The sequence below is a fragment of the Afipia carboxidovorans OM5 genome, from assembly GCF_000218565.1.
Classification (GTDB): Bacteria; Pseudomonadota; Alphaproteobacteria; order Rhizobiales; family Xanthobacteraceae; genus Afipia; species Afipia carboxidovorans.
Genome location: NC_015684.1, coordinates 1,782,263 through 1,803,766 on the forward strand (window position 1 = coordinate 1,782,263; position 21,504 = coordinate 1,803,766).

The 21,504-nt window shown below is 63.8% G+C and carries 22 protein-coding genes; 13 read left to right on the forward strand and 9 right to left on the reverse strand.

Annotated features, from left to right (window positions below):
• Positions 1 to 120: 120 nt before the first annotated feature.
• Together OCA5_RS08305 and OCA5_RS08310 are read right to left on the reverse strand one after the other, a co-directional pair.
• Entirely contained in the window at positions 121 to 468 is a 348-nt protein-coding gene (locus OCA5_RS08305; RefSeq protein ID WP_013913044.1) for a hypothetical protein, read from the reverse strand.
• A 139-nt stretch (positions 469 to 607) separates the two neighbouring features.
• Positions 608 to 1,948: a chloride channel protein gene (locus OCA5_RS08310; protein ID WP_012563539.1), complete on the reverse strand. Its 1,341-nt coding sequence runs from the start codon at positions 1,946 to 1,948 to the stop codon at positions 608 to 610.
• Positions 1,949 to 2,161: 213 nt separating this feature from the next.
• Between OCA5_RS08310 and OCA5_RS08315 the strand changes: the two genes are divergently transcribed.
• Positions 2,162 to 2,509, forward strand: coding sequence for a Lin0512 family protein (locus tag OCA5_RS08315; protein WP_012563538.1), 348 nt, complete (start codon positions 2,162 to 2,164; stop codon positions 2,507 to 2,509).
• 158 nt (positions 2,510 to 2,667) lie between these two features.
• Complete coding sequence (locus OCA5_RS08320) at positions 2,668 to 3,042, forward strand: arsenate reductase (protein WP_012563537.1); 375 nt, start codon at positions 2,668 to 2,670, stop codon at positions 3,040 to 3,042.
• A gap of 296 nt (positions 3,043 to 3,338) precedes the next feature.
• Here OCA5_RS08320 and OCA5_RS08325 read toward each other — a convergent pair whose 3' ends face one another.
• Positions 3,339 to 3,971 (reverse strand): PAS domain-containing protein, encoded by a 633-nt coding sequence (locus tag OCA5_RS08325; protein WP_012563536.1) that lies wholly within the window; start codon positions 3,969 to 3,971, stop codon positions 3,339 to 3,341.
• 229 nt (positions 3,972 to 4,200) lie between these two features.
• On the opposite strand from OCA5_RS08325, the gene OCA5_RS08330 reads away from it, so the two are divergent.
• Genes OCA5_RS08330 through OCA5_RS08345 form a run of 4 tightly spaced genes read left to right on the forward strand, consistent with a single transcriptional unit; the run spans position 4,201 to position 7,504 of the window.
• The gene (locus OCA5_RS08330) at positions 4,201 to 4,959 is read left to right on the forward strand and encodes an ABC transporter ATP-binding protein (protein WP_012563534.1); all 759 of its coding nucleotides are present in this window, start codon (positions 4,201 to 4,203) and stop codon (positions 4,957 to 4,959) included.
• Positions 4,952 to 5,668 (forward strand): ABC transporter ATP-binding protein, encoded by a 717-nt coding sequence (locus OCA5_RS08335; protein ID WP_012563533.1) that lies wholly within the window; start codon positions 4,952 to 4,954, stop codon positions 5,666 to 5,668. Before OCA5_RS08330 ends, OCA5_RS08335 begins: the two co-directional genes overlap by 8 nt.
• Before the next feature lie 2 nt (positions 5,669 to 5,670).
• Positions 5,671 to 6,534 carry a branched-chain amino acid ABC transporter permease gene (locus OCA5_RS08340; RefSeq protein WP_013913046.1) on the forward strand — a complete coding sequence of 288 codons (864 nt, stop codon included), beginning with the start codon at positions 5,671 to 5,673 and terminating at the stop codon, positions 6,532 to 6,534.
• Between the two features lies 1 nt (position 6,535).
• Positions 6,536 to 7,504: a branched-chain amino acid ABC transporter permease gene (locus OCA5_RS08345; protein ID WP_012563531.1), complete on the forward strand. Its 969-nt coding sequence runs from the start codon at positions 6,536 to 6,538 to the stop codon at positions 7,502 to 7,504.
• Between the two features lie 404 nt (positions 7,505 to 7,908).
• Here the strand turns inward: OCA5_RS08345 and sugE are convergent, their stop codons facing one another.
• Positions 7,909 to 8,223 (reverse strand): quaternary ammonium compound efflux SMR transporter SugE, encoded by a 315-nt coding sequence (gene sugE / locus OCA5_RS08350; protein WP_012563530.1) that lies wholly within the window; start codon positions 8,221 to 8,223, stop codon positions 7,909 to 7,911.
• A 209-nt stretch (positions 8,224 to 8,432) separates the two neighbouring features.
• Between sugE and OCA5_RS08355 the strand changes: the two genes are divergently transcribed.
• The 6 genes from OCA5_RS08355 (at position 8,433) to der (ending at position 14,559) form a co-directional block, all read left to right on the forward strand.
• Positions 8,433 to 10,061: a peptide chain release factor 3 gene (locus OCA5_RS08355; RefSeq protein ID WP_013913047.1), complete on the forward strand. Its 1,629-nt coding sequence runs from the start codon at positions 8,433 to 8,435 to the stop codon at positions 10,059 to 10,061.
• A gap of 301 nt (positions 10,062 to 10,362) precedes the next feature.
• A complete protein-coding gene (locus OCA5_RS08360; protein ID WP_148261448.1) occupies positions 10,363 to 10,947 on the forward strand; it encodes an NnrU family protein in 585 nt (194 codons plus the stop codon).
• A gap of 2 nt (positions 10,948 to 10,949) precedes the next feature.
• Positions 10,950 to 11,780, forward strand: a complete 831-nt coding sequence (panB, locus tag OCA5_RS08365; RefSeq protein WP_012563527.1) for a 3-methyl-2-oxobutanoate hydroxymethyltransferase — start codon at positions 10,950 to 10,952, stop codon at positions 11,778 to 11,780.
• 174 nt (positions 11,781 to 11,954) lie between these two features.
• A complete protein-coding gene (locus OCA5_RS08370; protein ID WP_012563526.1) occupies positions 11,955 to 12,599 on the forward strand; it encodes a tetratricopeptide repeat protein in 645 nt (214 codons plus the stop codon).
• Between the two features lie 4 nt (positions 12,600 to 12,603).
• A complete protein-coding gene (locus OCA5_RS08375) occupies positions 12,604 to 13,122 on the forward strand; it encodes a hypothetical protein (RefSeq protein ID WP_012563525.1) in 519 nt (172 codons plus the stop codon).
• A gap of 57 nt (positions 13,123 to 13,179) precedes the next feature.
• Entirely contained in the window at positions 13,180 to 14,559 is a 1,380-nt protein-coding gene (gene der, locus OCA5_RS08380) for a ribosome biogenesis GTPase Der (protein ID WP_013913048.1), read from the forward strand.
• Positions 14,560 to 14,721: 162 nt separating this feature from the next.
• Here der and OCA5_RS08385 read toward each other — a convergent pair whose 3' ends face one another.
• A complete protein-coding gene (locus OCA5_RS08385; protein ID WP_012563523.1) occupies positions 14,722 to 15,465 on the reverse strand; it encodes an SDR family NAD(P)-dependent oxidoreductase in 744 nt (247 codons plus the stop codon).
• 231 nt (positions 15,466 to 15,696) lie between these two features.
• On the opposite strand from OCA5_RS08385, the gene OCA5_RS08390 reads away from it, so the two are divergent.
• Positions 15,697 to 16,200, forward strand: coding sequence for a GNAT family N-acetyltransferase (locus tag OCA5_RS08390; protein ID WP_012563522.1), 504 nt, complete (start codon positions 15,697 to 15,699; stop codon positions 16,198 to 16,200).
• Between the two features lie 63 nt (positions 16,201 to 16,263).
• Here the strand turns inward: OCA5_RS08390 and purF are convergent, their stop codons facing one another.
• The 4 genes from purF to alr all read right to left on the reverse strand — a co-directional run bounded on the left by purF (position 16,264) and on the right by alr (position 21,451).
• On the reverse strand, positions 16,264 to 17,769 hold the full coding sequence (gene purF, locus OCA5_RS08395; RefSeq protein ID WP_012563521.1) for an amidophosphoribosyltransferase: 1,506 nt from the start codon (positions 17,767 to 17,769) through the stop codon (positions 16,264 to 16,266).
• A gap of 79 nt (positions 17,770 to 17,848) precedes the next feature.
• Positions 17,849 to 18,493 (reverse strand): CvpA family protein, encoded by a 645-nt coding sequence (locus OCA5_RS08400; protein WP_012563520.1) that lies wholly within the window; start codon positions 18,491 to 18,493, stop codon positions 17,849 to 17,851.
• Positions 18,494 to 18,720: 227 nt separating this feature from the next.
• On the reverse strand, positions 18,721 to 20,133 hold the full coding sequence (radA, locus tag OCA5_RS08405) for a DNA repair protein RadA (protein ID WP_012563518.1): 1,413 nt from the start codon (positions 20,131 to 20,133) through the stop codon (positions 18,721 to 18,723).
• A 79-nt stretch (positions 20,134 to 20,212) separates the two neighbouring features.
• Positions 20,213 to 21,451 carry an alanine racemase gene (alr, locus tag OCA5_RS08410; RefSeq protein ID WP_012563517.1) on the reverse strand — a complete coding sequence of 413 codons (1,239 nt, stop codon included), beginning with the start codon at positions 21,449 to 21,451 and terminating at the stop codon, positions 20,213 to 20,215.
• Positions 21,452 to 21,504: the final 53 nt, after the last annotated feature.

Here is a 21,504-nt window from a genome sequence, read left to right on the forward strand (position 1 = left end):
TTTTGACGGATCGCCCGTCGGATTCAGTAAGCGCGGCGAGAAAAATTGTATCGAAGATTCAACACTATATCCTGACAAAAGACGATCGAGTGGGAATAGGGGAGCTCCTACACCCCTCACTCAATTATCACCGCCCCCACCATCGGCCAGCCGCAGCAAGACCACGACCGTCACGGCGAGGGCGGCGCAGATGCATGCGACGTCGAAGGCGATGAAGCTCCAGTAGAGCTTCGGCTGCTCGTCTTTGCGGATGCTGCTGGTCTTGGCCGGGATGAGGCCGTTCAGCAGGGCGTAGCGGATGTCGCTGAATATCAGCAGGGTGACGAAGATGGCGGCCACGAGCGCCGCTGCCGGCACGAAGACCGGATACTGCGCGGCGTAAGAGATCGCGGCGTAGAGCGCGAGGCCGAGGCCGCCGCACAGGAGCGCCGTTCGGCCGATCGCAATCAGCATGTCCTTCAACGTCAACGCTTGCCCCCCGCATGCCGGCGCCCGGCGGTGCCGATAGACGACTATGACCGGAGCGTCGAGGGCGGTCGAGCGCGGATTGCCGAGGGCATCCCCGCTGACCTGACACAGGGTCGCGGCCGATGATGCCTCTCGTGCCTCATTGCTGGCGCTCGCGCCACCATCGCAGCAGGCCGTAGGAGAGCCGCGCCTTTTCGCCTTGGACAGGTGTGTCCGGCCGGATGCGCATCCACGACGATTTCGAATAAGCGAGACGTTGCTCGGGATAGATGCTGCGGTGCCCGATCATCAGATAGGCGGCCATCGCGGCGCCTGCCGTGTAGAGCGTGCCGACCGCGCCGCCGAACAGTTCGACACCCATCAGGATTGCCGCCACCGGCGTGTTCGAACTCGCCGCGACGACGCTCACGAGCCCTGCGGCAGCACCCAGCAAAGGCGACAGGCCAAGCCAGTATGCCAGCGCATTGCCGGCAACGGCGCCGATCACGAATTGCGGAGTCACGATGCCGCCGTAGAATCCGGAGCCGATGGTGATGGCGACGAGAAGGCTCTTCCAGAGAAAGCCGAGAAGCGGCATCGACTCTCCTGCGAGTGCCCGATCCATCAGCGGCAGGCTGAGGCCGAGATAGTCGGTCGGGATCACGAGAATCAGAAGCGCGAGCAGAATGCCGCCGAACAGCGGCATCAGCGGCGGCCAGATGTCGAAGCGCATCTGCAGGTGGGCCCGCAATGCGCGGGCGCGGTGCACGAGCTCGACAAAGATGAGCGAGATCACCCCGCAGACCACGCCGAGCAGCGCGATCTTCAGAAACAGGATTTCGGAAAACGCAGGCGGCGCTGCGAAGGGGTAGTAGGTATAGGGCACGCCCCAGAACAGGCTCACCTGATAGGAGGCGATGCCTGCAATGACAGCCGGAAACAGAAAGTCATGGCGGATGCGGCCGATCGCCAGCACCTCGACGCCATAGATTGCGCCTGCGATCGGCGTGCCGAAGACGCTGGCAAAGCCCGCGCTCACGCCGCATGCAACGATGCGCTGGCGAAGCTCGCTATTGAGGTGAAAGACCTGGCCGATCGCCGCGCCGAGCGAGGCGCCGATGTGCGAGCAGGGTCCTTCCTTGCCGGCGGAGCCGCCGCTGGCGAGTGTGATGATGGCGGCGATCGGCTTGATCGGCAGGGTGAGGAACGGCATCCGCCCGGCCTGAACGTGGACGGCCGCGAACAGCGTATCCTTGAAGCCCGTGGTGTTGAGCCGATAGCCGTAGTGCAGCAGCAATCCGTTCAACAGTCCGCCGGCCGGGAGCAGGCACATCTGCAACCAGAGCGGAATGCCTTCCGTTTGCCCGGTCATGAAAAACAGCCCGTGCAGGAACAGGCTGGTGCCGCTGCCGACAATGGCGCCGGTGAGGGTGGCAAGGACGAGCCATTGCAGCACCGTGACCAGCATGACGACAGGTTCAATGAAATCGAAGCGCTGCACGGGAAAGACTTCGGCTGGATGCCCTGAACAGGGGCGGATCGGGGCGGCATAATCGAACCCCTGCGGTCACGCAACTGCGGGGTTGGGGTTAGAGGCATCGGCCGCCGACGTGGCCTCGGGCCCGGAGGATCAGCCTTGCGCCGGCGGTCTTGTCGCCTTGTCCGAGACCGGTTATGGCCTCAGGCAAGAGGCCGAGATCAGGAGTGAGACGAGATGGCGCGCGTGCATTGCATGACCGAAATGGGAATGGGCGTTGATATTCACGGCAAGGACCCGACCAAGGCCGCACAGCGCGCGGTGGTCGATGCGCTGCGCCACGCCAGCCTCAACTTCTTCGAGCTCGTCGGCAAGACGCGCCATGATATGTTCGTGGACGTGGTCGTCGCGGTGCCTGCCGATCCCGAGAAGGTCGATATCGCCGCCGTCGCCAAGGAGTTGCCCTACGGCACGGTGACGGTGACCGCGGTGAAGGGCGGGCTGGCGGTGCCGGTGATGAATGGCACGGACTCGACATTTATCGCCAATGCGGCAGTGATCGTCAGCATGGAAAAGGACGCCTAGAGTCCTTTTCGCTTTGATGGAATCAAAGCGGGACTCTCGTCTATTATCTTGACGCGTTTTCTTCACGCGAACCGGTTTCCACTTCGCTTGAAAACGCTTTCTAAGGCGCGGCCTGCGCGAGGCAAGAGTGCGAACCGGCATGCGAATGCGAGGGGACGATGGCGATCACGATCTACGGCATCAAGAACTGTGACACCATGAAGAAGGCGTTCGTCTGGCTCGACAAGGCCGGCATCGCCTACGACTTCCACGACTACAAGAAGGCCGGTGTCGCCAAGGGCGATCTCGAAAAGTGGTGCAAGGCGGCGGGTTGGGAAACCGTTCTCAACCGTGCCGGCACCACGTTCAAGAAATTGCCGGAGGCCGACAAGGAAGGCCTGACCGAGCGCAAGGCGATCACGCTGATGCTCGCGCAGCCTTCGATGATCAAGCGCCCGGTGCTCGATAATGGCAAAAAGATTCTGGTCGGCTTCAAGCCGGAGATCTACGCGGCAGAGCTTGCGAAGGCCGCGAGCGGCAAGGCTAAAGGCTAGCGCGTTTCAGGTTAGCCCGCGCATGGCATGGCTATCTCCGCGAATGACAATTCCGCGTAAATTGAACCGTCTTAAAACTTAAAAATCGCCGTTTGCCCCGGACGCGGCGCGGCATGAAATGCCGCTTCGCAGAGCCGGGGCCGTTTCAAGCCCGGTATCTGCGACGATCCCGGGTCTGCGAAGCAGCGTTGCACGCTGCATCGCGCCCGGGATACCGCGGAGGAAACTGGGCGCCGAACGTGGTGGCGGTTCCGGTGTCGCTCTAAGTCGAGCCGCTAACAGCCGTCTGCCCGCACTCACTCGAACTCGATCTTGTCCTGCGCTGCGATCCGCGAAGGTGGCTTGAAGTAGAGATTCTTGTCGATCACCGCGCGCACGACGTCGATCGGCATGCGCTCGTGCATCATCTTCTCGAGATCGAAATGGCCTTCGAGGCTGATGGTCTCGAACGAGCCGACGACGCGGGTGATGCGCTCGCCGTTGCTGAACGGAAGCAGCAGCCGTTCGAAATCGACCTCGCGGCCCTTGCGGTCCTGCACGCGCGAGACGGTGTAAACGGGAAGCTTGCGCCGGAAGCATTCCTCATAGAGTGGCAGGATAACCCGCGCGAGCTTGGCTCCGAGATAGTTGCCGAGCTCGCGGCCGCCGCCGGTAGCGCCATAGGCCTTGGCAAGCCGTGTGCCGACGCTGTCGATGATGAAGGACGGGTGGCCGTTCTCTATTTCCACGGTGTAATAGACGGCGCTGTCGCATTCGCCGTCACAGCATTCCATCTTGAAATCGTCGAACGGCGGTGCACGCCCATGCAGCGTGTAGAGGCTCAGCCATTTGTTCAATAGATCGCGCTGCTGGATCGCGCGGATAACCTCGATCGTTGTCCCGAGGAAGGGGGCAGACTCATCGAGTGGAACATCTCGTTTGGCCGACATGCCTCAGCCTCCGAAATTTTACTCGGATGTTCCGCTATCTTGTTCCACATATTTTCAAACGCAAGGCCGAAATTGAGTTGCAAGCGCGGGCGTTGTGCGGTGCATTTCCGACCCCCAAAGGTCGCGTTGCGAGGTCTTTGGATTTCGTCTCATAATTTTAACCGTGCCGGGGTGTCTGGCAGTCGAGTCGGACGATTGTTTGCTGCATTTGCGAAGACGGGGAAGTTGATTGGCAGAGTCCGAGTATATTCTTGAGACCGTCGGCCTGACGAAAGAGTTCGCGGGCTTCACGGCGGTCAACGATGTGAACTTGCGGGTCAGGCGCAATTCCATCCATGCTTTGATCGGGCCGAACGGCGCCGGCAAAACCACGGTCTTCAATTTGCTGACGAAGTTCCTGCAGCCCACCAAGGGCGCGATCATCTATAACGGCAACGACATCACGGCGACCAAGCCGGCCGATATCGCGCGGCTTGGCCTGGTGCGTTCGTTTCAGATCTCGGCCGTCTTCCCGAACCTCACGGCGCTGGAGAATGTCCGTGTCGCGCTGCAGCGTGAGCATGGCGAGTCATTCGACTTTTGGCGGTCGAAGTCGGTTCTCAACCGCTTCAACGACCGGGCGCATGCGCTGCTCGATGACGTCGGGCTGTCGGCCTTCGCCGATATCCGCGCCGCCGAGATGCCCTATGGGCGCAAGCGCGCGCTTGAGATCGCGACCACGCTCGCGCTCGAACCCGAGATGATGCTGCTCGATGAGCCGATGGCCGGCATGGGGCAGGAGGACATCGAGAAGATCGCCGCGCTCATCAAGCGCATCGCCGCCAACCACACCATCCTGATGGTGGAGCATAACCTCAACGTGGTGTCGAACCTCTCCGACACCATCACCGTGCTGACGCGCGGCCACATTCTCGCCGAAGGCGACTACGCGACCCTGACCCAGGACGAGCGAGTCCGCGAAGCTTATCTGGGGGCAGGGCATGGTTGAGGCGGCAGGCGCACCGGTACTCGACGTCAAGGGGCTGCAGGCCTGGTACGGCGAGTCGCACATTCTGCATGGCATGGATTTCCACGTCCGCCAGGGCGAGGTGGTGACGCTGCTCGGACGCAACGGCGCGGGCAAGTCGACCGCGCTGAAGTCGATCATGGGCATCATCGGCAAGCGCCGCGGCTCGGTGATGTTCGAGGGCAAGGAGACGATCCGGATGTCGTCGGACCGGATCGCGCGGCTCGGCGTCGCCTTCTGTCCGGAGGAGCGCGGCATCTTCGCGAGCCTCGACGTGAAGGAAAACCTGTTGCTGCCGCCGACGATCCGTTCCGGCGGCATGCCGGTCGACCGAATCTTTGATCTGTTTCCGAACATCAGGGAACGGCTCACCAGCCAGGGCACCAAACTCTCCGGCGGCGAACAGCAGATGCTCGCGATCGCGCGCATCCTGCGCACCGGCGCGCGCTTCCTGATGCTTGACGAGCCGACGGAAGGTCTGGCCCCCGTCATCATCCAGCAGATCGGCCGCACCATCTCGCGGCTGAAGGCGGAAGGGTTCACCATCCTTCTCGTCGAGCAGAACTTTCGCTTTGCGGCAGGCCTTGCCGACCGCTTCTACGTTGTCGAGCACGGCAAGGTGATCGACACGTTTGCAAGCGCCGAGCTCGAGGCCAGCATGCAAAAACTTCACCAATACCTCGGTGTGTGACGATGCAGGCGCTTTACGGACAGCTTCTTGTCGGACTGATCAACGGCTCGTTCTACGCGCTCTTAAGTCTCGGCCTTGCCGTGATCTTCGGCATGCTCAACATCATCAATTTCGCCCACGGCGCGCTCTATATGATGGGCGCGTTCGCGGCGTATTTCCTGCTGCAATATGGCGGGCTGAACTACTGGTGGGCGCTGTTGCTCGCGCCGCTGATCGTCGGCGCATTCGGCATGCTGCTGGAGCGCACGCTGCTGCGCTGGCTGCAGGGGCTTGATCCGCTTTACGGGCTGCTTCTCACCTTCGGCCTCGCGCTGGTGATCCAGGGCATCTTCCAGAACTATTTCGGCTCCTCCGGCATGCCCTATGCGATGCCGGCCGAATTGCGCGGCGGCATCAATCTGGGCTTCATGTATCTGCCGATCTATCGCGGCTGGGTCGTTATCGTGTCGATGGTCATCTGTCTGGCGACATGGTTCCTGATCGAGCGGACACGGCTTGGCGCTTACCTGCGCGCGGCGACGGAGAACCCGACGCTGGTTCGCGCGTTCGGCATCAACGTGCCGATGATGATCACGCTGACCTATGGCCTTGGCGTCGGTCTGGCCGCGCTCGCGGGCGTGCTCTCGGCGCCGATCAATCAGGTCGGCCCGCTGATGGGAGCGGACCTCATCATCGTGGTGTTCGCGGTGGTGGTGATCGGCGGCATGGGGTCGATCATGGGCTCGATCATCACCGGATTTTCCCTCGGCGTGATCGAGGGACTGACCAAATATTTCTATCCGGAAGCATCCAACACGGTGGTGTTCGTGTTGATGGTTCTGGTTCTCCTCGTAAAGCCGACGGGTCTGACGGGACGGGCAAGCTGATATGGCAACGATCACCGAGAACGCGACACCGACCAAAGACCGCTCGATGGCGGACGAGATCGTCGGCTTCATCGTCATGGCTGTGCTGTTCGCGGCCGTGCCGCTGACCGGCATCTATCCTTACTTCGTGATGCAGGCGCTTTGCTTCGCGCTGTTCGCCTGCGCCTTCAACCTGCTGATCGGCTATAGCGGGCTATTGTCGTTCGGCCATTCGATGTTCCTCGGCACCGCGGGTTACTTCACGGCCTACTCGCTGAAGGCATGGGGGGTGCCACCTGCGCTCGGAATCCTGATCGGCGTGTTCGCCGCCGCGGTGCTCAGCGTCATCACGGGTGCGATCGCGATCCGCCGTCAAGGCATCTACTTCGCGATGATCACGCTCGCGCTGGCGCAGCTCATGTATTTCATCTACCTGCGCTCGCCATTCACGGGTGGCGAGGATGGCATTCAGGGCATTCCGCTCGGCAAGCTGTTCGGCATCTTCGACCTCACGCACGAGACGACACTTTATTATGTCGTGCTGACGGTGTTCCTGCTCGCATTCCTGCTGATCCATCGCATCGTCAACTCGCCGTTCGGCGAGGTGCTGAAATCGATCCGCGAAAACGAGCCGCGCGCGATCTCGCTCGGCTACAAGGCCGACCAGTACAAGCTGATGGCCTTCATCCTCTCGGGCACGCTTGCTGGCCTCGCCGGCTCGATGAAGATTTTCGTTTCGCAGAATGCCTCGCTCACCGACGTGCACTGGACCATGTCGGGCGAAGTCGTGCTGATGACGCTGGTCGGCGGCCTCGGCACATCGTTCGGCCCCATCGTCGGCGCATTCGTGATCGTGGCGATGCAGCAGTATCTCGCATCGTTCGGCCAGTGGGTGATGGTGATGCAGGGCGCGGTGTTCATCATCTGCGTGCTGACCTTCCGCCGCGGCATCATCGGCGAGATCGCGCATTACTTTAAGCGGTCGTTGTAAAGAATAGGCCGGTGTCCCGGGCGCGATGCGGCGTGTAGCGTTGCGTCGCAGAACCGGGACCGTCACGAGCGCTGCATATGGAATGGCCCCGGCTCAGCGGAGCGGCATTGGCATGTCGCGCCGCGTCCGGGGCACGCCTCTTAGAGTTTGGCCGTTGCTTCGCTGCTGACGCTTCTCGCAATGACGACCACTCAGAGCGTCACGCTTTGATGGAAATATAGCGCTGCCTTTCTTTACCTCTCCCCGGTGGGGAGAGGTCGCGAGCGTCAGCGAGCGGGTGAGGGGAGCTAGATATTCAATCGAGGCATTTAGTGCCCCTCACCCCAACCCCCCCCCATAAGAGCGTTCACGCTCGTCTTCGACGAGCTACGGGGGAGAGGGAGCGCATCGTAGATGACGTGCCATCAGGTCGCGAGCTTCAGCCCGACGATCCCCGCCACGATGAGCCCGATGCAAGCGAGGCGCGCAACTGTCGCCGGATCGCCGAACAGCACGATGCCGAGAATGGCGGTGCCGACCGCGCCGATCCCGGTCCACACGGCATAGCCGGTTCCGACCGGCAGGGTTTTCAGCGCAATCGCGAGCAGCACGACGCTGATCGTCATTGCCGCGAGCGTCAGCACCGAGGGGACCAGCCGGGTGAACCCGTCGGTGTATTTGAGGCCGATGGCCCAGCCGATTTCCATCAGCCCGGCGAAAAACAGGATGACCCACGCCATGAAGCGCTCCTTCGAGTGGCAGGGTCGTCCCCGCAAAAATGATGGGATTTGACGGACGGGAGAGTTCCCGGAGCCGTGAGGCGGGGTCGTCCCCGCCGGGGGATATTTAGGAAGATGCAGCCTGTTTGCGCAAGGGCGGGGCCGGTGGAAGAACAAAGCGGGCGGTTTTTCTTGAAACCGACCCGTTTCCCTGCCACACGCTCGCGATCATGTCTGACACTGCTCTTGCTGCCGAATCCGCCTCCCAGTCGCCGCTCGCCCATGAGGTGAAGCGCCGGCGCACGTTCGCCATCATTTCCCACCCCGACGCGGGCAAGACCACGCTGACCGAAAAGCTCCTGCTGTTCGGCGGCGCGATCAACCTCGCCGGGCAGGTGAAGGCCAAGGGCGAGCGGCGTTCGACCCGCTCGGACTGGATGAAGATCGAGCGCGACCGCGGCATCTCCGTCGTCACCTCGGTGATGACCTTCGAGTTCAACGATCTCGTCTTCAATCTGCTCGACACGCCCGGCCACGAAGACTTCTCGGAAGACACTTATCGCACGCTGACGGCGGTCGATTCCGCCGTGATGGTGATCGACGCCGCCAAGGGCATCGAGGATCGCACCCGGAAACTGTTCGAGGTGTGCCGCCTGCGCGATATCCCGATCGTCACCTTCATCAACAAGATGGATCGCGAGAGCCGCGATCCGTTCGACCTGATGGATGAGATCGAGAAGACGCTCGCGCTCGACACCACGCCGATGACATGGCCGGTGGGGCGCGGCCGCGACTTCCTCGGCACTTACGATATCGCGACCGGCGGCGTGCGCCTGCTCGAAGGCGGCGGCGCCAAGACCGGAGAGGCGGAGCAGATCGCGATTGCCGATCTCGCGAGCCGCAATCCCAATCTCGATGCTGCTGCCGTCAGCGAAGAACTCGAACTTGTGTCGGAGGCCTGCAAGCCGTTCGACCTTGAATCGTTCCGCGAGGGTCATCTGACGCCGGTGTTCTTCGGCTCGGCGCTGCGCAATTTCGGCGTCGGCGATTTGCTCGAAGGGCTCGGGCGCTATGCACCGGCGCCGCGCGCGCAGGATAGTGCTGCGCGCAAGGTCGAAGCCGCTGAGCCGAAGATGAGTGCCTTCGTCTTCAAGATTCAGGCGAACATGGACCCCAACCATCGCGACCGCATCGCGTTTGCGCGGCTATGCTCGGGCAAGCTCACGCGCGGCATGAAAGCGAAGCTGGTGCGCACAGGAAAGAACATGACGCTGTCGGCGCCGCAGTTCTTCTTCGCGCAGGACCGCGCCATCGCCGACGAAGCGTTCGCAGGCGATGTGGTCGGCATTCCGAACCATGGCACGCTGCGGATCGGTGATACGCTGACCGAAGGCGAAGACATTCAGTTCGTCGGCGTGCCAAGCTTCGCGCCGGAAATCCTGCGCCGCGTGCGGCTTGGCGACGCGATGAAGGCGAAGAAGCTGAAAGAGGCGCTGCAGCAGATGTCGGAAGAGGGCGTCGTGCAGGTGTTCCGCCCGCGCGACGGCTCGCCCGCGATGGTCGGCGTCGTTGGCCAATTGCAGCTCGACGTGCTGAAGGCGCGGCTTGAGGCGGAGTACGCGCTGCCGGTCGATTTCGAGATCAGCGAGTTTCAACTCGCGCGCTGGTTCTCGGCGGATGATCGCAAGACGTTCGATACGTTCGTCAACGCCAACGGCTCCGGTATCGCGGAAGATGTCGACGGCGATCTCGTCTACCTCGCGAAGAATGAATTCTATCTCGGCTACACGCGCGAGCGCTCTCCCGGGATTACCTTCACGAACGTCAAGGACGTGAAGAAGGCGGGCAAGGGCGAGTGAGGGCGTTTCGTGTTTTGACGCGATCACGTCGTTCTTTCTTTACCTCTCCCCTTTGGGGAGAGGTCGCGAACCATAAGCGCGTTTACGCGCGTCTTCGACGCGCTATGGTGAGCGGGTGAGGGGGCTCCCGACCTCTCATAAGCACCGTACACCCTCACCCGGAGACGTTCGCTTCGCTCCGTCTCCGACCCCTCCCCACGGGAGAGGTAAGGCTCAAGCCGAAGGCGCCGCCGTCAGGTGCATTGCGCGCTGCACCATAAAAATGCTACCCGACGCCATCGATCTGATGGGTGGTGCCCTCATGGGTTTTGCGCTTCTGATTCTGGGCCTTGCGCTTTTTCTCGGCGTCCATGTCGTGACGACGCGCCGTGCGCTGCGTGCGTCGCTGATCGCCAGGCTGGGCGAAGGTGGCTACAAGATCCTCTACAGCGTCATCGCGCTCGTGGGCCTTGCCCTCGTGGTGAAGGGCTACAGCGTCTATCGCGCGACCGAGTGGATCGACATCTGGTATCCGCCGAAGGGGATGCGCCATCTCGTGCTCGCGCTGATGCTGCCCGCGGTCATTCTGGTCGTGGCGGCCTACATCCGCGGCCGCATCTACACCAGGCTGAAGCATCCGATGCTGGCCGGCGTGAAACTGTGGGCGGTTGCGCATCTGCTCGCAAACGGCGACCTCGGCTCGATCATCCTGTTTGGCTCGGTGCTCGCCTGGGCGGTCTATGATCGCATCTCGCTGAAGCACCGCGCCGATGCCGGTGCGCCGCCGATTCCGGTCGGCGGTGTCGGCAACGATCTCATCGCGATTGGGGTTGGCGTTGTTGCCTATCTCGCTCTCGCATTCTCCTTCCATCCGCTGGTGATCGGCGTTCCTGTCGTCGGAGTTTAAGCATGTCCATTCAGAATGCAGCGAGGCGCAAGACTGCGCCTGAAATCTTCGCACGCAAGAGCGGCGAACCGATCGTGATGCTGACCTCGTATCACGCGCACACCGCCGCGCTGGTCGACAAATATTGCGACATCATTCTGGTCGGCGATTCACTCGGCAATGTGATGCACGGTTTCGAGACGACGGTGCCGGTGACGCTGGAGATGATGATCCTGCAGGGGCATGCGGTGATGCGCGGCTCGAAGCAGGCGCTCGTCGTAGTCGATATGCCGTTCGGCTCCTATGAGGCCTCAAAAGAGCAGGCGTTCCATTCCGCCGCGCGCGTGCTGAAGGAAACCGGCTGCGGCGCGATCAAGGTCGAGGGCGGCCAGCGCATGGCGGAGACCATCGCGTTTCTGGTCAACCGCGGTGTGCCGGTGATGGGTCACGTGGGACTGACGCCGCAATCGATCAACACGCTGGGTTCGTTCCGTGCGCGCGGGCGCGACGAGGCGGATTCCGCGATGATCCTCGAGGACGCCAAGGCGGTGTCGGAGGCGGGCGCGTTCTCGATCGTGGTGGAAGCCGTGGCCGAGCCGCTCGGGCGCAAGATCACCGAGGCGGTGGCCGCCCCAACTATCGGCATCGGCGCGAGTGTCGCCTGCGATGGTCAGGTGCTAGTGCTGGAGGACATGCTGGGCCTCTCGCCGTGGGCGCCGAAGTTCGTCAAGCGCTATGGCGATCTCGGCCCCGGCATCGAAAAGGCGATCCAGGATTACGCGGACGAGGTGCGTTCCCGTGCCTTCCCGGGCCCGGAGCACGTCTACAACCTGAAGCCGAAAGCCGCAAAATAATCACATTATCCGGCTGGTGCTGGTTTCTCGCCGCAGACGGCAGTTAACGCTTTGATCCGCCTCGCTTTGCCTTGCGGCTGCCACAGCGTTACTGTATCGCCTTGCGCTGCTGCAGGGGTGGATGCGGGGCGTGCGCCGCAGGGCGCGCGTCAAAAGCCGGTGGGGTTTCCTTAAGTGACTGAACTTTTTAGCGAAATCGACGACGAACTGCGCCGTGAGCAGCTCAAGAAGATATGGGACCGGTATTCGATCCATATCATCATCGCTGTCGTCCTGATCGTGGCCGCCGCCGGTGGTTGGCGACTCTACCAGCATTTCGAGACCCAGAAGGCGGAGGAGGCCGGCAAAGCCTTCCAGTCCGCCTTGGCGCTGACCGATCCTGCGCAGGCCGAGGCCGCCTTCGAGAAGATCGCGGCCAGCAAGGCCCGCGGCTACAGCATGCTGGCGCGGCTGCAGGTTGCGGGCGAAGCCGTCAAGCAGGACCCGAAGAAAGCCATCGCCGCCTATGATGTGATCGCAAACGACGGCAGCCTCGATGCGCCGGTGCGCGAGATCGCCCGCATCCGCGCGGCGAACCTGATGCTCGATACCGCGTCTTACGATGAAATCGAAAAGCGCCTGCAGGGTGATGCCACCGGCACCAACACTTTCCGCCACTCCGCCCGCGAGGTGCTGGCGCTGTCGGCATGGCGCGCGAACAACGTCGAAGCTGCGCGGCGCTGGATCGACATGATCGGCAACGACCCGCAAAGCCCGGCAACGCTGCGCCGACGCGCGGAAGCGCTCGGCGCATTGCTGCCGACGGCGGCGAAAAGCTGAACCGATGACGACCCGCGTGTCCAGACCATGGCTGTCCCGTACACTCGCCGGCGCGATGCTGGCGGGGATCGGCTTTGCTTTGGCCGGCTGCGGCGGCGCGGTGAACAGTTTCGACCCGACCGACATGCTGGGCTTCCTGGACCAGAAGAAGCCGATGCAGGGTGAGCGTAAACCGGTGTTTCCGGAAGGCGTGCCCGGTGTGCAGCAGGGCGTGCCGAAAGAGCTCTACAAGGGCGCGCAACCGCAGGACGAGTTCTCGGCCAATCCGGCGGCAGTCGCGCCGGAGACTGCAGGTGCAGGCGCTGCCGCGAATGCTGCACCGGCCGCCGAGGAGCGCCAGGCCGCGCCACCGCCGCCGAAGAAGCCCGCGCGTACCGCAAAGCGCCGCAGCGTTACCGCGCCTCCGCCCGATCCCGAACCGGCTGCAGCACCTCCGCCACCTCCGCCGCAGCAGCCTGCACCTCAGCAGCAGCAATTGTCGCCATTCCCGGCGCCGTTGCCGAGCGGCAGTTTCCAACGTTAAATCCGCGCCGCGCCTGATGTGTGGCGAGTGACCCGCGCAAGGGCGGACGGGATCGATATGTCTTTCACGATTGCGATCATTGGCCGTCCCAACGTCGGCAAGTCGACGCTGTTCAACCGTCTCGTCGGGCAGAAGCTCGCACTTGTCGATGACCAGCCGGGCGTGACCCGCGACCGCCGCGAAGGGCAGGGCCGGCTCGGCGATCTAGACTTCACCATCATCGACACGGCAGGCCTCGATTCCGGCCCGCGCGGCTCGCTGACCGCGCGGATGCAGGAGCAGACCGAGGCGGCGATTGCCGCCGCTGATGCGCTGATGTTCGTGATCGATGCACGCGCAGGCCTTACGCCCAACGACCGCGCCTTTGCCGATTTCGCCCGCCGCGCCAACAAGCCGGTGCTGCTGCTCGCCAACAAGAGCGAGGGCCGGCATGGCGAAGTGGGCATTGCGGAATCCTATGCGCTCGGTCTTGGCGATCCGATCGGCATTTCCGCCGAGCATGGCGAGGGCCTTGGCGATCTCTACGACGCCCTGAAAGACCTGATGCCGGAGCCCATCCATGATGACGAACTGGATGAGGACGATGCGGAGGGTGAGGAGATCGATCCTTCGCGGCCGATCCGCGTCGCGGTGCTCGGCCGTCCCAATGCCGGCAAGTCCACGCTGATCAACTACCTGCTCGGCGAGGAGCGACTGCTGACAAGTCCCGAAGCCGGTACCACGCGCGATTCCATCGCGGTGGATGTCGAATGGAAGGGCCGCAAGCTGCGGGTGTTCGACACCGCGGGGCTGCGCCGCCGTTCGCGCATCGACGACAAGCTCGAGAAGCTGTCGGTGTCGGATGCGCTGCGCGCGGTGCGCTTCGCCGAGGTTGTGGTGCTGGTGATGGATGCGCAGAACCGCTTCGAGGAGCAGGATCTGCGCCTAGCCGATCTGGTCGAGCGTGAAGGGCGCGCGATCGTGCTCGCTGTCAACAAATGGGATCTGATCGAGCGCACGCCGGGCGCGATCGGCGCCTTGCGCGAGAGTGCTGATCGGCTGCTGCCGCAACTGCGCGGTGCGCCGCTCGTTGCCGTCTCGGGGCTGATGGGCGAGGGGATCGATCGTCTGATTGCAGCGATCGAGATGGCGCATGGCACCTGGAACAAGCGCGTTTCGACGAGCGCGCTGAACCGCTGGTTCGAGCAGGCGGTGCGCGCCAACCCGCCGCCGGCGGTGTCCGGGCGCAGGCTCAAGTTGAATTATGTGACCCAGACGAAAGCGCGGCCGCCGAGCTTCGTGGTGTTCTGCTCGCGCGCCGATGCGGTGCCGCAGTCTTATCTGCGCTATCTGACGAACAGCCTGCGCGAGGCCTTCAGCCTGCCCGGCACGCCGATCCGCATCACGCTGCGCGAGAAGGCGAACCCGTTCGCACACAAGGCGAAGCGGAAGTCGTGATTTCTTCACCTCTCCCCTTTGGGGAGAGGTCGCGAACGTAGTGAGCGGGTGAGGGGGCTCCCGACCTCTCATAAGCATCGTACGCCCTCACCCGGAGACGTTCGCTGTGCTCCGTCTCCGCCCTCTCCCCACGGCAGAGGTAGGAATGGTCGTTGCTTTCGATTACACCGGTGGGCGGAAATTCATCAGCGAGCGGGTGCGGTAGTCGTAGACTTTCCCGGTCTCGGTCCAGTCCGGCATGCACAGCGGCAGGATGTGTTCGGCCGCCTGCTCGGGCGTATCGAGCGTCATCGGGTCTTCGCCCGGCATCACGGTGGCGCGCATGCGGGTGCGGATCGGCCCCGGATTGAACAGGTTGACGCGGATCGTGCTTGTCGCTGTCTCATGCGCCCATACCCGCGCCAGCGCCTCTAGCCCCGCCTTGGAGACGGCATAAGGGCCGCGATAGGCGCTCGCCTTGGAGGCCGTGCCGGAGGTGATGAACACCGCGCGGCCGGCATCCGAATGGATCAGCAGCGGCTCCATGCAGCGGATCAACTGGAAGTTCGCGGTGAGGTTGATGTCGATGACGTCCATCCAAGGCTTCAGATCGATATGGCCGAGCGGCGAGGACGGGCCCGCGACGCCGGCATTGCCGATCAGGATATCGAGCTTGCCGTGACGCTCGTTCAGCGCGGCGCCGAGCCGGGCGAGGCCGTCGTAATCGGTGAGGTCGAGCGGCACCAGCGTGGTGCTGCCGCCTTCGCTGCGGATTTCGTCATCGAGCTCTTCGAGCCCCCCCTGGGTGCGGGCGACCGCAATCACATGGGCACCGGCGCGGGCGAGCGCGCGTGCGGTCGCGTGGCCGATGCCGCGCGAGGCGCCGGTCACGAGAGCGATGCGGGAGGCAAGAGGTTTGGCGGTCATGTGGAAACGGCCCGGGTCTGCCCCTCGCCCCGCTTGCGGGGAGAGGGTGGCGCCCGCGTCAGCGCGGCGCCGGGTGAGGGGCTTGCTATGACATATCGATGCCTGCGAATAAACCCATGCCGATTTGCCCCTCACCCGGATCGCCATTGGGGCGCCAACGCTGCGTCAACATGCTGACGGCGATCCGACCTCTCCCCGTAGACGGGGAGAGGTGAAGAACGACAGTTCGCTATGACCGCAAAGCCTGCTCAATGGCGCTTGATGACCGAAACCGATCTGCCAGCCGTCAATACGCTGGCGGCTGCCATTCACCCGGCCTACCCGGAGGAGGCTGCGGTGTTTGCCGAGCGCCTGCGGCTCTACCCACAGGGCTGCTACGTGTTCGAGCATCACGTGAAGATCGCGGCGTATGTGGTGAGCCATCCATGGCACGATGGCGCGCTGCCCGCGCTGAATGCGCTGCTGGGAGGCCTGCCCGCAAAGCCATCGACCTATTACATCCACGATATCGCGCTGCTGCCGCAGGTGCGGGGGCTCGGCGCGGCCGTGGAGATTGTGGCGAGGCTCGCCCTGCAGGCGCGCGCTGAAAGCCTGCCGTCGCTGTCGCTGATTGCGGTCAATGGTTCGGCCGGGTTCTGGGAGCGGCAGGGATTTGTGCCGGTGACGGACCGGATGCTCGCAGCGAAGCTGCAGAGCTATGGTGCGGACGCACAGTTCATGGTGCGCGCGCTCTGAGGAGCGGCGCCGCTTTTTCCATTCTTTGCGGAGACAGCTTCCCGGCGTGGCTGCCCGAAAGCTTTAGCTCGCCTCGGCCAGCAGCGAGAGCTGGTGCTGCGGTTGCTCGACCTGGGTCTGGTCGGTGAGGTGCGTCGGGTAATCGCCGGTGAAGCAGTGATCCGAGAATTTCGGATTGGCCGGGTCGCGGCCGGGCTCGCCGACGGCGCGGTACATGCCGTCGATCGACAGGAAGGCGAGCGAGTCAGCACCAATGATATCGCGCATTTCCTCGAGCGAATGCGTGGCGGCGAGAAGCCCGCCGCGGTCCGGCAGGTCGATGCCGTAATAGTCCGGGTGAATGATCGGCGGCGAGGCGAGGCGGAAGTGGACTTCCTTCGCGCCGGCGTCGCGCATCATGCGCACGATCTTCTTCGAGGTGGTGCCGCGCACGAGCGAGTCGTCGATCAGGATGATGCGCTTGCCCTCGATCGCGGCGCGGTTCGGCGCGTGCTTCATGCGCACGCCAAGCTCGCGCACGGTCTGCGTCGGCTGGATGAAGGTACGGCCGACATAATGGTTGCGGATGATGCCGAGCTCGAACGGCACGCCGGAGGCCTGACTGTAGCCGATCGCGGCGGGCACGCCGGAATCCGGCACCGGCACCACGACGTCGACATCCACATGGCTTTCGCGTGCGAGCTGCGCGCCAAAACCTTTGCGGACCTCATAAACGGAACGCCCGCCGACGATGGAATCCGGGCGGGCGAAATAGATGTACTCGAAGATGCAGGGGCGCGGCGGCTGCGGCGGGAAGGGTTTATGAATCTCGGTGCCCTTTTCATCGAAGACGATGACTTCGCCGGGCTCGATATCGCGGACATATTTCGCGCCGATGATGTCGAGCGCACAGGTCTCGGAGGCGAGGATCGGACAGCCGTCGAGTTCGCCGAGCACCAGCGGGCGGATGCCGAGCGGGTCGCGTGCGCCGATCAGCTTCTTGTTGGTGAGCGAGACCAGCGCATAGGCGCCCTCGATCGCGCGCAGCGCCTCGATGTAGCGCTCGATGAAACGGTTGCGTTTGGAGTGGGCGACAAGGTGGAGCACCACTTCGGTGTCGGTGGTCGACTGCATCATCGCGCCCTGGCGGACCAGTTCGCGGCGCAGCGTCAGGCCGTTGGTGAGGTTGCCGTTATGGGCGATGGCGAAGCCGCCGGCGTTGAGTTCGGCGAACAGCGGCTGCACGTTGCGCAGGATGGTTTCGCCGGTGGTGGAATAGCGGACGTGGCCGACGGCGTTTTCGCCGGGCAGGCCTTCAATCACCGACGCGCGGGAGAAAGTGTCGCCGACAAGGCCGAGGCGGCGCTCGGAGTGGAAGCGGTGCCCGTCGAAGGAGACGATGCCGGCAGCTTCCTGGCCGCGATGCTGGAGAGCGTGAAGTCCGAGGGCGGTAATGGCGGCGGCATCAGGGTGGCCGTAGATGCCGAACACGCCGCATTCTTCCCGGAGTGTATCGCCTTCGCCGTGCAGTTCGATGTCACGCAGGCTGCGTTCACGCGCGGCGGTTGCGGTACTGGAGAAGTTGTTCATCGGTTCACCGAGCCTCCGCGACGTTGAGACGAGTTCTATCCGAAAGCAGCACCTTACATCCACCCTTGTGGTTCTAGAGTTAACGTCCTGCTGCCTTGCCGTCGATCAATGACTTCATGCCGTCACGCTCCGACTTGCCGTAGCCGCCCATATCCGAAGGGTTCTCGGTCCGGTTGTCCGGAGCGGCGTCGGCCGGTTCGTCATCCGGCTTGGTTTTCTTGAACTTCTTCAAGATGGTGTTTTCAGGATCGTCCGGCAAGAGCGTCATCAGCCAGTCGCCGGTTCCTTGCAGCACAACACGCGATTTTGCGCCACGAACCCAATCAGGCTGCTGCTTGTCGGGCACCAGCCATGTGAAAAACAGGAAGGCCACGACCATGATGAGAAGCCCGCGGGCAAGGCCGAACAGGAAGCCCAGCGTGCGATCGAGCGCGCCGATTCGCGAATCGAGGATCATGTCCGAGATACGCACGGTGATGATCGACACCACGATCAGCGTGACGATGAAGATGCCGGCAACGACGGCGATGGTCGCGAGCGTGTCGCTTGCGATGTAGGTCTTCGCGGTCGGAAGCAGCTTCTGGTAGGCGTAGAGCGTGGTCAGCGCCGCCGCGCCCCAGGCCGTGATCGACAGGATTTCGCGCACGAAGCCCCGGATCATCGCGAGCAGACCGGACAGCATCAGAACGGCGAGGACGATGATATCGAGAAGCGTGATCGGCATCAGAGAGGCTGTTCCGGTTGTGGCGTGGGTCCGAATCGATGGGCCTGCCGGGTTCCAGAAGACGGTGTCGGGACGCGGGCTGCAAGCCACGCGGCGGTTGTATAACCAGCCATTTTCCGGGCGTCACGCGGTGCAGCATCACGCGGGCGGCAAAATGGCCGATTACGGCTGATTTTTCGCCGCCTGTGGCTTTTCAAACCGCTTTTACGTGAGGGCGACGGTGAAGCTCACGCTTGCGCGGCGGGGCGCAGCCGTTTCTCGCTGCGTGCCGCGATTTCGGCGACCAGCGAGGTGAGCGAACCGACGCTGTTAAGGCTGAGCCCGCCATCGGACGCGCCGGTCTCGCCGCGCGGCGCCTCCGGCAGCACGGCGCGGGCGAAGCCGAGTTTCGCAGCCTCTTTCAGTCGGGCGGAGGACTGCGCTACCGGCCGCACGGCACCCGATAGTGAGATTTCGCCGAAATAGACGGCATCGACCGGCAGCGGCGCGTTGGCGAGCGAGGAGACGAGCGCGGCAGCAGCAGCCAAGTCCGCGGCAGGCTCCTGAATGCGCAGGCCGCCCGCGACGTTGAGATAGACGTCGTGGCCCGAGAGCTTGATGCCGCAATGAGCTTCCAGCACGGCGAGCACCATCGATAACCGGCTGGGGTCCCAGCCGACCACGGCGCGACGGGGTGTGCCGAGCGAGGTCGGCGCGACGAGCGCCTGCAACTCGACCAGCACGGGGCGGGTGCCCTCGATGCCTGCGAATACGGCGGTGCCGGGGCTGCCGAGGTCGCGCTCGGAAAGAAAGAGTTCGGACGGGTTGGTGACCTCGCGCAGGCCAAGCCCGGTCATCTCGAACACACCGATCTCGTCGGTCGGGCCGAAACGGTTCTTCACCGAGCGCAGGATGCGGAACTGCTGCGAGCCTTCGCCTTCAAATGAAAGCACGGCATCGACCATGTGCTCGACCACGCGGGGGCCCGCGATCTGGCCATCCTTGGTGACATGGCCGACGAGAATGAGTGCCGCGCCGGACTTCTTGGCGAAGCGAATGAGCGCCTGTGCCGAGGCGCGGACCTGCGTCACCGTACCGGGCGCGGATTCGACGGTGTCGGTCCACATGGTCTGGATCGAGTCGATCACGACGAGGCGGGGAGGCGTGCCTTCTGAAAGGGTTGCGATGATGTCTTCAACCGATGTCTCGGCCGCAAGCTGCACGGCGGCATCCGCAAGGCCAAGCCGCGCGGCGCGCAACCGCACCTGCGCCACGGCTTCCTCGCCGGAGATGTAGACGGCGCGATGGCCCGCGCGGGCGAGAAGGCTCGCCGCCTGGGTGAGCAGCGTCGATTTGCCGATGCCGGGATCGCCGCCGACGAGCAGCACCGAGCCGCGCACGAAGCCACCGCCGGTGACGCGGTCGAGTTCCGCCATGCCGGAAGGCAGACGCGGGGCCTGCTGCGATTCTCCGGTCAGCGATTCCAGTGTGAACAGGCGGCCCTTGCGCTTCGGACGGATGCTTGCGGGCATCGCCGTGGCCGCAATCGAATCCTCCTCGGAGAGCGTGTTCCACTCGCCGCAGCCTTCGCACTTGCCCTGCCACTTGGTGTAGGCGGAACCGCAGTTTTGACAGACGAAAGAGGGGACGTGTTTGGCCATCTGAGCCCTGCACTAATGTGTTCTTATTTTGTTCTTATTCGCGTAAGGAAGTCAAGCCGTGGGTTGGACCTTGAGCCACTCAGGCCGATGCGCCTTCCGGGTCGGCCGGGGACTTCTCGGGCTCTGTCGCCGGCTTCTCCGCAGCCGTCTTGGACCCGGGTACTGCGCCGCGATAGTCGCGCGCATAGCGGTGACCAAGGCTGGTCAGCACCTCGTAGCCGATGGTGCCGAAATGGTGGCTGAGCTCGTCCGCGGTGATGCCGTCGCCGATCAGCGTGACGAAGTGGCCGCGGCGAACCGCGCCATGCGGCACGTCGGTGATGTCGATCGCCATCAGGTCCATGGAGACGCGGCCGACGATGGGGCAGCGCTGGCCCGCGACAACGACCTGCGCGCTGCGGGTGCCTTCGATGCCGCTCGCCGCACGGAAATAGCCGTCGGCATATCCGGCGCTGACGATCGCAAGCCGCGTCGGCCGCTTGGCGTGCCACAGCGCGCCATAGCCGACTGTTTCGTCCTTCGGCACGCTGCGGATCTGGGCGATGCGGACCTTGAGGCCGATCACCGGCTGCATCGGGTTGTCGGAGCCGGGCGTCGGGTTGAGGCCGTAGAGCGCGGCACCGGGGCGCGCCAGATCCATGTGAAAGTGCGGTCCGAGGAAGATGCCGGAAGAATTCACCAGCGAGGCGGGAACGCCACTGAATTCGGAGGCGACATCGCGGAAGGCCGCAAGCTGGCGGCCGTTCATCGGGTTGGCGACATCCTCGGCGCAGGCGAGATGGCTCAGCACAAGCGCAATGCCGTGATCGGGCTCGCGAATGCGCGGGGCCAGTCCGCGCGCCTCGTCGGGGTTGAGGCCGAGACGGTTCATGCCGGTGTTGATCTGCAGCGCCGCCTGTCCGCGCCAGCCGCGGGTGCGGCGGAAGGCGTCCCATTCGGCAAGCTCGTTGAGATCGCCGATCACCGGACGGGCATCGATCTTCGCAAAGTCGTCACCGCAATTCGCGAACAGGCCGTTGAGCACGTAGATCACGGCCTTCGGCGCGGCTTCGCGGGCCTGCTTCGCCTCGGCAAGCGTGGCGACGAAAAACGTCTTGCAGCCGGCGCTCGCGAGCTTGCGCGTGACGGGTGTGAGACCGCAGCCATAGGCGTCGGCCTTGATGACGGCCGAACACTCCGCAGGCACGGTGCGGCTTTCGAGCGCCTTCCAGTTCGCCACGATGGCGTCGAGGTCAATGGTGAGAACGCCGGGCGTGACCTGCAGCGTGTGGGAATCGAGGCCGATGTCGGCGGCGGTGGGATGCGAAGCAGATGTCATCGAGAAAGAGGGCCCGGCAGCGAATGTCAGTCCCTCATATCATGCTTCGGGCG

Coding starts and splice junctions, on each gene's coding strand:
- OCA5_RS08315 (WP_012563538.1), top strand. CDS start 2,162: ATGGCGCGCGTGCATTGCATGACCGAAATGGGAATGGGCGTTGATATT.
- OCA5_RS08390 (WP_012563522.1), top strand. CDS start 15,697: ATGACCGCAAAGCCTGCTCAATGGCGCTTGATGACCGAAACCGATCTG.
- OCA5_RS08385 (WP_012563523.1), bottom strand. CDS start 15,465: ATGACCGCCAAACCTCTTGCCTCCCGCATCGCTCTCGTGACCGGCGCC.
- OCA5_RS08345 (WP_012563531.1), top strand. CDS start 6,536: ATGGCAACGATCACCGAGAACGCGACACCGACCAAAGACCGCTCGATG.
- OCA5_RS08335 (WP_012563533.1), top strand. CDS start 4,952: ATGGTTGAGGCGGCAGGCGCACCGGTACTCGACGTCAAGGGGCTGCAG.
- panB (WP_012563527.1), top strand. CDS start 10,950: ATGTCCATTCAGAATGCAGCGAGGCGCAAGACTGCGCCTGAAATCTTC.
- OCA5_RS08400 (WP_012563520.1), bottom strand. CDS start 18,493: ATGCCGATCACGCTTCTCGATATCATCGTCCTCGCCGTTCTGATGCTG.
- purF (WP_012563521.1), bottom strand. CDS start 17,769: ATGAACAACTTCTCCAGTACCGCAACCGCCGCGCGTGAACGCAGCCTG.
- OCA5_RS08355 (WP_013913047.1), top strand. CDS start 8,433: ATGTCTGACACTGCTCTTGCTGCCGAATCCGCCTCCCAGTCGCCGCTC.
- OCA5_RS08320 (WP_012563537.1), top strand. CDS start 2,668: ATGGCGATCACGATCTACGGCATCAAGAACTGTGACACCATGAAGAAG.
- der (WP_013913048.1), top strand. CDS start 13,180: ATGTCTTTCACGATTGCGATCATTGGCCGTCCCAACGTCGGCAAGTCG.
- OCA5_RS08375 (WP_012563525.1), top strand. CDS start 12,604: ATGACGACCCGCGTGTCCAGACCATGGCTGTCCCGTACACTCGCCGGC.
- radA (WP_012563518.1), bottom strand. CDS start 20,133: ATGGCCAAACACGTCCCCTCTTTCGTCTGTCAAAACTGCGGTTCCGCC.
- alr (WP_012563517.1), bottom strand. CDS start 21,451: ATGACATCTGCTTCGCATCCCACCGCCGCCGACATCGGCCTCGATTCC.
- sugE (WP_012563530.1), bottom strand. CDS start 8,223: ATGGCGTGGGTCATCCTGTTTTTCGCCGGGCTGATGGAAATCGGCTGG.
- OCA5_RS08340 (WP_013913046.1), top strand. CDS start 5,671: ATGCAGGCGCTTTACGGACAGCTTCTTGTCGGACTGATCAACGGCTCG.
- OCA5_RS08360 (WP_148261448.1), top strand. CDS start 10,363: ATGGGTTTTGCGCTTCTGATTCTGGGCCTTGCGCTTTTTCTCGGCGTC.
- OCA5_RS08325 (WP_012563536.1), bottom strand. CDS start 3,971: ATGTCGGCCAAACGAGATGTTCCACTCGATGAGTCTGCCCCCTTCCTC.